We start from the raw sequence: 13,425 nt of genomic DNA, 5'->3' as shown, positions 1-13,425 counted from the left end.
GGCGCGAAACCCCAGGAAGGTTTCACCTGTGATTCTTCTGCTCTCGACGTCCGACACCGATCTGCTGAGTGCTCGCGCAAGTCAGGACAACGGCGACGGCGTCTCGTATCGCTGGGCAAACCCCTCTCGCCTGCTGGTTTCCGAGGATCTACCGGGATTGCTCGACGGTGTCGACCTCGTGATCGTCCGCATCCTCGGCAGCCGCCGGAGCTGGGAAGACGGCCTGGACATGGTCCTGGCCAGTGGCTTGCCCGTCGTAGTGCTCGGCGGCGAACACGCACCGGATGCCGACCTCATGGAGTGCTCGACAGTCTCCCCGGGCGTCGCGGCTGAAGCGCACAACTACCTGGCCGAAGGCGGCGCGGACAACCTGGCGCAGCTGCACCACTTCCTGTCGGACACCGTGCTGCTCACCGGCCACGGCTTCGAGGCTCCGTCGCGGTTGCCGTCGTGGGGAATCGCTGATTTTGCTCCCGCCATCACCGACAGCAGTGGTCCCGTCATCGCGGTTCTCTACTACCGCGCCCAGCACCTCGCCGGCAATACCCGCTACATCCAGGCACTCTGCGACGCGATTGCCGACGCCGGCGGCACCGCGCTGCCGATCTACTGCGCGTCGTTGCGCAGCGCCGAAGCCGAATTGCTGACCACCCTCCGCCGCGCCGACGCCATGGTCGTGACGGTCCTCGCGGCCGGCGGAACCAAGCCGGCCACGGCGTCCGCAGGCGGCGACGACGAGGCCTGGGACGTGGCAGCGCTCGCCGCGCTGGATGTTCCGATTTTGCAGGGACTGTGCCTGACCAGCAGCCGCGCTACGTGGGATGCCAACGACGACGGACTGTCGCCGCTCGATGTCGCAACTCAGGTTGCGGTCCCCGAATTCGACGGACGCATCATCACGGTGCCGTTCTCGTTCAAGGAAATCGATTCCGACGGACTGTCCACGTACATGCCGGATCCGGAACGCGCAGCCCGCGTCGCCGGTATCGCGGTGCGTCACGGCAAGTTGCGTCATATCCCGACCACCGAGCGCCGTGTTGCGTTGATGCTGTCGGCATACCCGACCAAGCATGCTCGCATCGGCAATGCCGTCGGCCTCGACACACCTGCCAGCGCGATCGATCTGCTGACCGAAATGCGCAGTGCCGGTTATGACCTCGGTCCCGTCGACGGACCGGACGCTGTTCCCGGGTTGGCCGCGAAGGATGGCGATGCGCTGATCCACGCCCTCATCGCCGCGGGTGGGCAGGATCCCGACTGGCTCACGGCCGAGCAGCTCGAGGGCAACCCGATCCGCATTTCGGCAGCGCAATACCGTGAGTGGTTCGCCACTTTGCCTGAAGATCTGCGCAGCGGCGTCGAAGAGCACTGGGGCGAAGCGCCCGGCGAGTTGTACGTCGATCGCTCGCAGGATCCGGACGGCGAAATCGTCATCGCGGCACTGCGATTCAACAACATCGTGCTGATGGTCCAGCCGCCTCGGGGTTTCGGTGAGAAGCCCGTCGCGATCTACCACGATCCCGATCTGCCGCCGAGCCACCACTACCTCGCCGCGTACCGCTGGATCGCTGCGACCCCGGACAACGGCGGATTCGGTGCCGATGCGGTTGTTCACCTGGGCAAGCACGGCAACCTCGAATGGCTGCCAGGCAAGACACTCGGTATGTCCAGCAGTTGCGGTACCGACGCAGCGCTCGGTGACCTGCCGCTGATCTACCCCTTCCTCGTCAACGACCCGGGGGAGGGAACGCAGGCAAAGCGTCGGGCGCACGCGACGCTGGTCGATCACCTGATCCCGCCGATGGCTCGCGCCGAGAGCTATGGCGACATCTCCCGCCTCGAGCAACTGCTCGACGAGCACTCCAACATTTCCGCGCTCGACCCGTCCAAGCTGCCGGCCATCCGCCAGCAGATCTGGACGTTGATGCGTGCAGCCAAGATGGACCACGACCTCGGACTTGCCGAGCGTCCGGAAGAAGACGTGTTCGACGACATGCTCCTGCACGTCGACGGCTGGCTGTGCGAGATCAAGGACGTTCAGATCCGCGACGGCCTGCACATTCTCGGCCGCGCACCCGAAGGTGACGCCGAGATCGAACTGGTACTGGCCATGCTGCGAGCCCGCCAGATGTGGGGCGGCGAACAGAGCGTTCCCGGTCTTCGCGAAGCACTCGGTTTGAGCGAGGACGGCGACGAATCACGTAACCGGGTCGACGACATCGAAGCGAAGGCACACGCGCTGGTCCGTGCCATGTCGGACGCCGAGTGGAATCCCGCTGCTGCGCAAGGACTCAGCGACGATCCGACCGTCGTGAAGATTTTGCAGTTCGCAGCCACCGAGGTGGTGCCGCGTCTGCGCCAGACCTCGGACGAAATCAAGCAGGTGCTGCACGCACTCGACGGCGGTTTCATCGCGGCCGGCCCGAGTGGCTCACCGCTGCGCGGCCTGATCAACGTCCTTCCCACCGGTCGTAACTTCTACTCGGTCGATCCCAAAGCAGTTCCGTCGCGTTTGGCGTGGGAGACCGGCCAGGCAATGGCGGAGTCCCTCGCCGACCGCTACCTGGCCGATCACGGGGAGTACCCGCGCTCGGTGGGTCTGTCGGTGTGGGGCACCGCTGCCATGCGTACCTCCGGCGACGATATCGCCGAAGTCTTTGCGCTCCTGGGTGTTCGCCCCGTCTGGGACGAAGCCAGCCGACGCGTCGTCAACCTCGAGGTCATCGACCTCGAAGAACTCGGCCGCCCGCGTATCGACGTCACGGTACGCATCTCCGGGTTCTTCCGCGACGCGTTCCCGCACGTTCTGGCACTACTCGACGACGCAGTGCAATTGGTCGCAGCGCTGGACGAGACGGACGAGCAGAACTACATCCGCGCCCACGCACAGGCCGATCTTGCCGAACACGGTGACGCGCGGCGTGCAACCACGCGCATTTTCGGTTCCAAGCCCGGAACCTACGGCGCTGGTCTGCTGCAACTCATCGACTCCAAGACCTGGCGCGGCGACGACGACCTCGCTGACGTCTACACCACGTGGGGCGGCTTTGCGTACGGCCGTGGCCTCGACGGAATCCCCGCCGCCGACGACATGCGCAGCGCGTACCGTCGAATCAACGTGGCGGCCAAGAACACTGACACGCGTGAGCACGACATCGCCGATTCCGACGACTACTTCCAGTACCACGGTGGCATGGTCGCAACCGTGCGTGCGCTGACCGGAAAGTCTCCCGAGGCATACATCGGCGACAGCACCCGGCCCGAATCGGTTCGCACCCGCACCCTTTCGGAGGAAACGGCACGTGTGTTCCGCGCTCGCGTCGTCAATCCGCGGTGGCTCGACGCCATGCGCCGTCACGGGTACAAGGGCGCTTTCGAGATGGCAGCGACTGTCGACTACCTCTTCGGATACGACGCCACCACCAACGTTGTCGCCGACTGGATGTACGAGAAGCTTGCTGAAACGTATGTCCTGGACGAGCAGAACCAGAAGTTCATGACGCAGTCCAACCCGTGGGCATTGCACGGTATCGCCGAACGACTTCTCGAAGCTGCTGAACGCAAGATGTGGGAGCACCCGGAGCAGAAGACACTCGACGGGTTGCGTCAGGTGTATCTCGAAACCGAAGGTGAGCTCGAAGGGGAGTAGTTGCCCACCTTTGTCGGTCCTTCGACCCATAATGGCGGAATGCCAGTTTGCACACGTTTCCGACGGGACGGCGTCCGCTGCACCAACCCGACCGAGTACGTCGACGGTTGGTGCCGCGCGGACGGGTGCGATGGATTTCTGCGGGCCGAGCAATCGGGCGCCCCTGAATCGGTCGGTATTCCGCACGGCACGGCCAAACACATCCGCATGTCACAAGACCTGCCGGTCGGCGACATCTCGGTCGAGGATGTCCACGACGTCCGGGTTACAGTCCGCGCCACGGACAGCTTCCGCTACCACCACGGCGGAGACGAGCGGGCAGCGGAATTCCAACTGCGCAACATGCTCGAGGACTTCTTGTTGAAGTCTGCCCGTAAACCGTCGAGCGGCGGTTACCTGCGGCTGTCCCGCAACGGTTTCGACGTCGTGCTCTCGCCTGATCGAGGCACTATTACGGGATATTCGACTATCCACCGTGAGCGGACGTGGGAGCAGGTCAAGAGCGGGGTCAAGTCTCGTTTCTCGAGCCGCAGTCGCGACAGTTCGGGAGCGCCACGCCCGGAGTTGGGTCCGCCGGTGTCGACTGAAGGCTTTGCTGACGCCTTCGACCCGACTTCAGTGCATCTGACGGTGCGGGTCCGTCAGGCCTATGCCCGGCTCCATACGCCGACGGCTCCCGGCGACGACGTCGACACCACAATTCGGCAGACCCTCGGGCAGTGGGACCCACAGGCTCTCGTTCGCCTCGAGGAGGGGTTGTTCGAGATCCAGGCCGATAACAATTTCTGGCTGATCTCATCCGACTGCCGGGTGTTGATCGGCGTCCGAGACCATCCGTTCAGTACCTAGCTCGCCTCAGCGCTTCGAGTTGATGATCTCCGCGATGTTGCGCTCGGCTAGCGCTGTAATGGTCAACGACGGATTGACCGTGCCGGTGCTACCAGGGATTACTGCGCCGTCCATGACGTACAGGCCCTCGTACCCCTTGACCCGGCCATAACTGTCGGTGGCCTTACCCAGGACCGCGCCGCCGAGAGGATGCGCGGTGAACGAGCAATTGACGTCCTGCGCAAACGGCAATGCCGAGGGCAGCGTCGAACCTGCAAAGGCCATTTTGTTCTGCATAGCACGCAACGCCTCGATCGTGGCCGCGCTGCCATTCTTCGGCCAGTTGAGAACTACTCGGTTTGCGTGGGCGTCGAAGCTGAAATCGGCGCGCTGCGGGTCGAGAGTCATACCCAGACTGGCGAGCATGCCGATGTTTACCGGCACCCCGGCCGCATGCCAGTTTTCGAGTGACAGCGGCAGCCCGGTTTCGTCGACGATGCGTGACGCTGAAGGTGCAGCCTGTGCTGAGCCGTCACTGAACCCGAAGGATCGCACCATCGCGCCGTCTCCGTTGGTGCCCCACCCTTTGCCGATGTGCTCGTTGAGATTCGGCAGCGCGCCGGTCGCCTGAGCGCGGACAAGCAGTTCGGACGTTCCGATGGATCCAGCGCCGAGGAAAAGACGATCGCACGTAACAGTGCGCCTATTCAGCACTGCGCCCGTGGGATCGCTCGATTCGACGTCGACGACGTATCGGCCATCCGTCTCACGACCAATGCTCAACACCTGATGCCCGAAGCACACCGTGGTCTTGCCCGTCGCTTCGGCGGCAGGGATGTAGTTCTGGGTGAGATCGAATTTGGCGCCGTTGGAGTTGCCCATGTTGGTGTCGCCGACGGTTGCGGACGGGCGTGAGCCGCCGCTCAGTTCGGAACGCACAACATCCCAGTTCCAGATGCCGTCGATGCGATGCGGATCGAAGCCGGCGTGACGGGCATCCTGATCCCACCGACGCGAATGGCCGAAGTTCGCCGTTTGGTAGAGATCTTCGGGCAGCGGACTCAGGCGCAACATCTGGCGAACCTTGGGATACCACGTAGACGACATCTCGTCGAAGTTCAACGAGTTGCCGAATACTGCGTCGAAGAATCTGCGCTCGGGTGCAATCATGACGCCGGTGAAAATGACGGAGCCGCCGCCGACCGCGGCGCCGCGCCATACCGACATGTTTTCGTAGTCGGTCGCGTCGAGAACTCCACTGAAGTAATCACACGCAACGGGAATCCCGGTGAGGTTGGTGAACGACGTGCGGCGAAACACGCCGCGGCCATCGGCAAGAAGGTCCGAGGTATGGATTTCGCGATACGGATCGTGAGGCCACCGAAGCCCACGCTCCAATACCGTCACCTGAGTTCCGCTCTGCGCGAGCCGAAGTGCAGTAGCACTCGCGCCGAATCCGGAGCCGATGACAATGGCTTCCGAATGCTCCAGGGGGATTGGGGAGGGGGCAAATAGTTCCGGAACGAGGTTGCGGTAGTGATCGACACCCATCGGGAGGGCGCGTCGCGGCGTCGCCTGGCTCACAGCGGTGGACGCCAGCGTCGTGGTGGCGGCAACCCCTGCGCCAATTCCTGTCGCCTTCAAAAAACTACGACGCTGCATGATGAAAAGCTCAACTCCCGATACCTCGAAGACATAGGTAACGACAGAATAGCTCGAGTAGGAAATATGTTCGGAAAAGGTATGGAATCGGCCTCTTAAAGTGGAGCAATATGGACAAAAGAGAAAGTCGCGGAAAGGTGACTGGATCTCGCGTCGTCTAATTCGTGCTATTCGCACCTATTCTCGACACGTGACCCCAGACTTCAAGCGAGTGACCGAATCCAAGTACGTCCTACTCACCACCTTCCGCAAGGATGGCACGCCCGTCGCAACGCCACTGTGGGCTGCCGTCGACGGCGAGCGGTTGCTGGTGTGGACGGTGACCGATTCCTACAAGGTGAAGCGGATCAAGCGGAACCCTTCAGTGACCGTCGCTGCGTGCGATGCCCGCGGCAACCCCAAGGGTGAGCCGGTGGCCGCGAAGGCAGAAATCCTCGACGGCCCTGGGACTGATCGCGCCCGTGACGCGATTGCCCGTCGGTACGGCATTATCGGCTGGCTCACGATGAAGGGCAGCCTCCTTCGCCGCGGCAAGACCGGGACTGTCGGAATCTCGATCACCGAGGCGTAGCCGGAATCTTCTCCTCAATTAACGCACTGCATTGACATCTAATGCAGTGCGTTATACCGTCCATGCATGCCCTCAGTGGACTCCGAAAATGTAGATCCCAAAAGTGCAATGGTCGACGTCGCGGAACGACTACTTGGCACTGCGGGCGTCGACGCGCTTTCGATGCGAGATGTGGCTAGCGTTGCCGGACAACGTAATACATCCGCGGTTCAGTATCACTTCGGTGGCCGCGATCAGCTGCTGATCGAAGTGTTTCGTCGCCGAATGGTGGCGATCGCGCAGGCGCGACGCGAGTTCCTGGAAGTGCTGGACGCGGAGGGCCGGGGCCATGACCTACGCGCGCTTGTCGATGCGTCGATCATTCCGTTTGCCTCCTCGGTGGGCACGTCCGAGGACGGTGCAAACTATGCCGAGTTCATCGTGAGACTTCTTCCCACGGTGGACTATTTCAGCGCAGACCTCGATTCCCTCGGAAACGCCAATCGGGAGATCCATCAGCGGTTGGTGGCCGCTCTGGCGCACCTGCCGGAGGATGTTGCCGCCGAGCGAGTCGAGATGGTGTACAACATGGCGTTCTCGGCGATCGCCATATACACCAAGCGTCGCGTACTCGGAATTGGCACTGCTGTCAGTACTTTCGACGTCTACGTCGATCATCTCCGGGTGGTGGCCGTCGAAGCATTGTCGGCCCCTCAATCATTCTGACTGTCAACAGAAATGAGCAAACATGGACGCTATTTCCATCACTGAACCTGCCAACGACAATCTCGATGCAGCGTGGGCGAAACTGTGCGACGACCTACGCTCGGCCGGCGACTTGATTGCAGGTGATCCGGTAGCCGCAGATCCGAAGATGCGTTCGGCTGGCTATCGTTACCTGCTGAATCTTCTCAACGCGGGACTCGAGCAGATGGTGTTCAGCGCCGACCCCGAGTATCCGGAAGTCGGTCATCTTCAAGACAATACGAAACGGTACGCGACGGAGTCGCCGGATTGCCTGTTCGGTCACGCCACGCTCGACGCGAAAGGCACGTATCGACTCACCGGCACCGGCGGGCGGGCGAGATATCTGGGATTGACGTTGTACGACTCCGTCAATCTCTACGAGAATCTCGATCGCGAAGCACTGGCGCGAAGAGATTTTGCTACAGCGTTCAAAGCCGCCACCGGCGGCACGTTGGGGGCAATATCCAATCCCGGCGGCATTACCCTGGATGCAGATGGCAATTTCGATGTGATCATCAGCGCGGAGGCACATGCGGGGAACTGGTTGCCGATGGATCCGGCGGCAACGAAGCTGATGATCAGGCAGTACTTCTACGACTGGGAAAACGAAGAGCCCTACCATATTTCGATCGAACGTCTGGACGAGACAGGCAGCGGTCCCGTCGCCGACCCCGTCGTGATTGCAGGCCAGGTGACACGAGTCGGCGAATTCGTCGACGGATACTCGGACTACTGGGCAGCGATGTATGCCGCCCGCAGTGGCAATGTCAACGTCCTCCGCACACAACCACCGGTGAGTGACACGTACGCGTCTGACTCCGGGTATATCGCTTATGGCGGTGGAAGTTTCGAGATCGCAGACGACGAGGCCGTGATCCTCGAAGTGTCACCACCGGCATGCCATTTCTGGAACATCCACCTGGGTGACTACTGGGGCCAGTCGCTGGATTACACGTTCCGTCAGACATCGCTGAACGGACATCAGGCCACACTCGACGACGGTGTCTTTCGTGCCGTTGTCGCGCACCGAGATCCCGGTGTGGCCAACTGGCTTGACACCGCGGGAAATCGATTCATCAGGTGCGTCTACCGGTGGTGGCTTGCCGAGAGTGACGATCTGCCGACACCGACGGTGAAAGTGGTGAAATTCTCCGATCTGGAACAGGAATTGGCCGGCGTCGAACGGATCTCGGCGGACGAACGGAAATCAGTGCTCGATCGTCGACGTCGCGCGGTGCTGGCTCGCTATCAGCGATAGCCCCTCATGGTCAATCGTGAAATCGATGGTGATTTCTTTGTGCCTGAACAGTTTTCAGCACAAGCGAACTGTCGCGAGTTTCGGATCCAACGTCGAACTTCTTGCAGCAGTATAGCGAATGCAGTGATCCGTTCCTAGTCATCGCGTGGAACCACTCGGATCGATACGCTGGACATGTCGGTGTTGGCGACGCACGAGCACAACGGGTGCTCTTCGCATCGGCATGTCCAGATCTTCGATCTGACGGAGTTGCACATGACACTCACCAATCATCCCCAAAGTCCATCCGAGGAATTTGATGTCGCCGCCGTCGCGGCTCAGCTTCAAAAAGTGTTCGCCGGTGGCCGGACCCGAAATGCCGACTGGCGCATACGCCAGATCGAGGGAATCGAGCGGTTTCTCGACCAGCGCGAACCTGAGATCGTGTCCGCTCTCGCGGACGACCTCGGCCGCAGCGGCACGGAAGCGTGGTTCGCTGATGTCGCACTGGTCAAGGCGGAGGCGACCTATGCGCGAAAACGGGTGCGGCGGTGGATGCGGCGGCGACCACAACCGCTCCCGCTGAACCAACTGCCGGCGGTCGGCTGGGTGCAGTACGAGCCGCTCGGAGTCGTCCTGATAATCGGACCTTGGAATTATCCTGTCCACCTCGCTCTCATCCCTCTGGTCGCAGCATTGGCCGCGGGCAACGTAGCCGTCGTCAAACCGTCGGAGGTAGCTCCTGCGACGTCTGCATTGCTGTCGTACTGGCTGCCGCGATACGTCGATCCGGAGGCCATTGTCGTTATCGAAGGCGATGCGCAGGTGACGCAGGATCTGCTTTCCCAAGGCCTTGACCAGGTGTTGTTCACGGGCGGTACGGAGATCGGACGCAGAATCTTGGAAGGAGCAGCACCACATTTGACTCCGGTACTCCTCGAACTCGGCGGCAAGAGTCCGGTCGTTGTCGCATCCGACGCGGATTTGGAGGTGGTAGCCAGACGCGTTGCGTGGACGAAGTTGTTCAACTCTGGACAGACATGCCTTGCGCCTGACTACGTGCTCGCTGAGCGTTCGATTCACGACGAATTGGTGCGTCTTATCGCCGATACTGTGACGCAGTTTCGTGCCGATCAACGAGGTCGGGGGTTGCGGATCGTGAACGAGCGCCAATTCGACAGGCTCGCCGGCAGCCTTGCCGATACCTCTGGACGAATCGTGTTCGGCGGTGGATCGGATCGGGAAACTCTGACGATAGACCCGACTGTGATTGCCGATCCTGATCCTGACGACGTTGTAATGAGGGAAGAGATATTCGGTCCGATTCTGCCTGTGCTGGCGGTGGATTCGATAGACGAGGCGATTGCATTCGTAAATGCGCGACCCAAACCACTGGCTGCCTATTACTTCACGAGTTCACGGACCGTGGCGAGAAAGCTCGTGAATGCGATCAGTTCTGGTGGGGCAGTGGTAAATCATGCGGCGGTGCACGCGATGGTGCCGCAACTGCCGTTCGGTGGAGTTGGCGATAGCGGGATGGGTGCTTACCACGGAAAGTGGGGCTTTCAGGCCTTCAGCCATCGCAAGTCTGTACTGGTCAAGTCATTCAAGCCTGACTTGAAGGTGATCTACCCACCCTATACCGCACGTTCAGTGAAGACTCTGCGTCGACTGTTCTGAATCTTCAACTTCGCCAATCGAATTCGATGAAGGCAGGAGACATGATGATTGACAATGCCAGTGACGCTGTTTTTCTCCACCAGTCGGGGGACAAGGTGCGCACCGCAGTAGAGGCGTTCCAACGCACCGCGAGGATGCACCCGGACAGAGTCGCGTTGCGGACTCCTGGCGGACGTCAGGAGGTGACCTGGCGTGAATACGCTCGACGTGTCGAGGCAATCGCCGGTGGACTCGCCAAACTAGGTGTTCGGCGCGGCGATACTGTCGGGCTCATGCTGACCAACCGGCCAGAGTTTCACCTAGTCGACACTGCGATCGTGCATCTAGGGGCAATCCCGTTCTCCGTATACAACACCAGTGCGCCAGAACAACTCGAATATTTGTTTACCAGTGCCGGTAACAAGGTGATCGTCACCGAGGAGGTGTTCATGCCGCCGATCACGGTGTCTGGTGTGCCTTTCGAGCACATCATCACTGTGGACGGTCCGGTTAGCGGAGCAACCGGTTTGACGGAGGTTGAATCGAGTCCGGCCGCTGACTTCGACTTCGAGGCGTCATGGCAGTCAGTTGAGCCGGATGACGTGGTCACTCTGATCTACACGTCAGGCACCACCGGACCTCCCAAAGGCGTGGAAATTACGCACCGCAACGCGATCGCTGCGGCTCGGGCCATAGCCTGGTTCGACCTCGGATTCGACGATCGGGCTATCTCGTACCTGCCGTCCGCGCACATAGCCGATCGGGTGTCGACGAACGGAGCCAACCAGTTTTTCGGTGTGCAGATCACGTCGGTCGGGGATCTGCGCGAATTGATGTCTGCGCTGGCCGAGGTTCGGCCGACCATGTTCGTCGGTGTGCCGCGGGTCTGGATGAAGGTCAAGGCTGGAATCGAGGCAAAGCTGGTAGCGGAGACCAACCCGGTCACATCGAAATTGGCGGCTTGGTCATTCGATGTCGGAGCGCGAGCAGCACGAGCAGATCTGAATGGGACATCACGTGGGCGAGCGTTACAACTGCAATACCGGGTTGCCGACGCCTTGGTGTTTTCAAAGGTCCGGACCGCTCTCGGGTTCGATCAGCTCAGGTTGGCTCTCACTGGGGCAGCAGCCATTCCCGTCGAGATCCTCGAGTACTTCAAGGGCTTGGGCATTCCGTTGCTCGAGATCTGGGGGATGTCGGAAACCATCGGCCTTGGCGCCATGACCACAGCCGACAATCTGAAGATCGGGACAGTTGGCAAACCAGTCGCGGGTGTCGAGATCAGACTTGCCGATGACGGCGAGGTACTGGTGCGCGGACCAATCGTTATGCGGGGATACCGCAATCAGCCGGAAAAGACCGCTGAAACCATCGACTCGGACGGCTGGATGGCGACTGGCGATATCGGGAAGTTCGACGACGACGGCAACCTGACCATCGTCGACCGCAAGAAAGAACTCATCATCAATTCGTCGGGAAAGAATCTGGCACCCAACAGTATCGAGAACGCAGTGAAGGCGTCCTCGTCGTTGATTGCTCAAGTGGTCGCGATCGGCGACAACCAGCGATACGTCACGGCGCTGGTCACACTGGACCCAGATGTAGCTGACCTGCGAGCACAGACCTTAGGAGTCCCCGGAGCACAACTCGCAGATCTGGCAGCAAACCCGAAGATCGTTGAAGAAGCGACACTGGCCGTCAAGGCAGGAAATGCCAAATTATCCAGAGTCGAACAGGTCAAACGATTTTCGATTGTCCCGTCAGCGTGGATGCCCGGCGGTGATGAACTGACACCGACGATGAAGTTGCGGCGCAAGCCGATCGCAACCAAATACGCGGACACGATCGCAGCTCTCTACGCAGATCGCCGGGACGGCGGCGTGATCGATGTGGGTTGATCACATCTTGTCGGGGACGTATTCGTCTCTGCCGACATCCAGCGCAACTCGACCGCCCGTAGATATCCGCCCCTTGTTGGGCGGTTGCGCCGGGAGGATCATGTTGACTTCGGCTCCTTGTGCTACGCCTTCGCCTGTGCAGCGACGCGCCGCAGGAACTTTCTGCGGCCATCAGGTGTGTGAGAAAGCAGACGCTCTTCTGCACGAGTTGGATTAACGATCGACTGACGTTGACGACATCGGAGGTCGTGCCTCAAGCTCAGTCATGCTTCAATCCACGTATCTCCGAGTCAGCGCAGCGGTAGTTGTAGTTGTTTCGGCGCTTTTCCTGCTGGTGGAGGGCACTATTCGCGGAGACTGGATCCAGATCTTGTGGATCGCTTTGATCGTCATTGGCTGGATCACCTGGTGGCGCGACAAGGGCCAGTTCATATCGGTACGAAATGGCCCTGGATCACAACTCCGGTTGCTTGGCCAAGTGAGCGCGAGCGTGGCACTAAGCGCGATCGGGATAGTGCTACTGATTACTCAAGATTCGGTCTTCACTCGCATCTCCGGTGGCCTCCTCATCGCGTCGTCTATCTGCTTTGGAGTTGCTCTGTACTACGGGCGGCAAACGGGGGAACAAACTCTTGGCCCGCACGTCGACTAGCCAAAATTTGCTCAAGGGCTTGCTCGTTCGGGGAGCGGCAGCGGTTGGAATCTCCGACATCGAGAATGCCTCAGAACTCAACACTGCAGACGGACGCCCGCAACTGGCCGCAGTCATCGAACACCTTCGACCTGGCGAGGCCCTGGCCGTGTGGCGCTTCGACCGGCTCGGTCCAAGCCTTCCTCACTTGCTGGAAACGGTTGCCCACCTCGAAACTCTTGCGTTCAATCCGTTTCGACGGTCAGGACGCACACTTTATCCCGCCGGAACGATCTGAGCTCGTTTCGATTGTTGGGATCAAGTTTGTCAGCTCTTGGTGACTCACCCGAGTGATGAAGTTTCGTCAGCCCGGTAGCATTGGCGATTGGTCCCCGTTTTTCGGTCGCATCTTCAAGGGGCATATCGAGGGGGGTATCGAACGCGTGCATTCAGGACGGAGTCGAAGGGCGAAACTCGTTGCGGCGGGGCTACTTATCGCTGTACTCGTTGCTGGCGCTGTGGGAGTATCGAAGTTCCGCGCGGCCAACTCACCTTCGGCGGTCA

At 60.7% G+C, this 13,425-nt stretch carries 10 protein-coding genes; 9 read left to right on the top strand and 1 reads right to left on the bottom strand.

The window, feature by feature from the left end; all coding sequences use genetic code 11:
* Window positions 1–28 precede the first annotated feature (28 nt).
* Window positions 29–3,649 carry a cobaltochelatase subunit CobN gene (cobN, locus tag FFI94_RS15525; RefSeq protein ID WP_138868650.1) on the top strand — a complete coding sequence of 1,207 codons (3,621 nt, stop codon included), beginning with the start codon at window positions 29–31 and terminating at the stop codon, window positions 3,647–3,649.
* Window positions 3,650–3,688: 39 nt separating this feature from the next.
* Window positions 3,689–4,498 (top strand): hypothetical protein, encoded by an 810-nt coding sequence (locus FFI94_RS15520; protein ID WP_138868649.1) that lies wholly within the window; start codon window positions 3,689–3,691, stop codon window positions 4,496–4,498.
* Between the two features lie 6 nt (window positions 4,499–4,504).
* On the opposite strand, the gene FFI94_RS15515 is transcribed toward FFI94_RS15520, so the two are convergent.
* Window positions 4,505–6,139 carry a GMC oxidoreductase gene (locus FFI94_RS15515; protein WP_138868648.1) on the bottom strand — a complete coding sequence of 545 codons (1,635 nt, stop codon included), beginning with the start codon at window positions 6,137–6,139 and terminating at the stop codon, window positions 4,505–4,507.
* 190 nt (window positions 6,140–6,329) lie between these two features.
* Here FFI94_RS15515 and FFI94_RS15510 point away from each other — a divergent pair, with 190 nt between their 5' ends.
* The 7 genes from FFI94_RS15510 (at window position 6,330) to FFI94_RS34610 (ending at window position 13,159) form a co-directional block, all read left to right on the top strand.
* A complete protein-coding gene (locus FFI94_RS15510; RefSeq protein WP_138868647.1) occupies window positions 6,330–6,710 on the top strand; it encodes a PPOX class F420-dependent oxidoreductase in 381 nt (126 codons plus the stop codon).
* Window positions 6,711–6,776: 66 nt separating this feature from the next.
* Entirely contained in the window at window positions 6,777–7,415 is a 639-nt protein-coding gene (locus tag FFI94_RS15505) for a TetR/AcrR family transcriptional regulator (RefSeq protein ID WP_138868646.1), read from the top strand.
* A 22-nt stretch (window positions 7,416–7,437) separates the two neighbouring features.
* Window positions 7,438–8,694 carry a DUF1214 domain-containing protein gene (locus FFI94_RS15500; protein WP_138868645.1) on the top strand — a complete coding sequence of 419 codons (1,257 nt, stop codon included), beginning with the start codon at window positions 7,438–7,440 and terminating at the stop codon, window positions 8,692–8,694.
* A gap of 255 nt (window positions 8,695–8,949) precedes the next feature.
* A complete protein-coding gene (locus FFI94_RS15495) occupies window positions 8,950–10,353 on the top strand; it encodes an aldehyde dehydrogenase family protein (protein ID WP_138868644.1) in 1,404 nt (467 codons plus the stop codon).
* A gap of 41 nt (window positions 10,354–10,394) precedes the next feature.
* Window positions 10,395–12,230: a long-chain fatty acid--CoA ligase gene (locus FFI94_RS15490; protein ID WP_260684141.1), complete on the top strand. Its 1,836-nt coding sequence runs from the start codon at window positions 10,395–10,397 to the stop codon at window positions 12,228–12,230.
* Between the two features lie 265 nt (window positions 12,231–12,495).
* A complete protein-coding gene (locus FFI94_RS15485) occupies window positions 12,496–12,882 on the top strand; it encodes a hypothetical protein (RefSeq protein ID WP_138868643.1) in 387 nt (128 codons plus the stop codon).
* A complete protein-coding gene (locus FFI94_RS34610) occupies window positions 12,788–13,159 on the top strand; it encodes a recombinase family protein (protein WP_313905529.1) in 372 nt (123 codons plus the stop codon). Before FFI94_RS15485 ends, FFI94_RS34610 begins: the two co-directional genes overlap by 95 nt.
* The last annotated feature ends 266 nt before the right edge of the window (window positions 13,160–13,425 follow it).

The organism is Rhodococcus sp. KBS0724 (assembly GCF_005938745.2).
Classification (GTDB): Bacteria; Actinomycetota; Actinomycetes; order Mycobacteriales; family Mycobacteriaceae; genus Rhodococcus_F.
The sequence above is the reverse complement of the archived record's forward strand: the minus strand, read 5'-3'. Positions and strand labels throughout refer to the sequence as shown.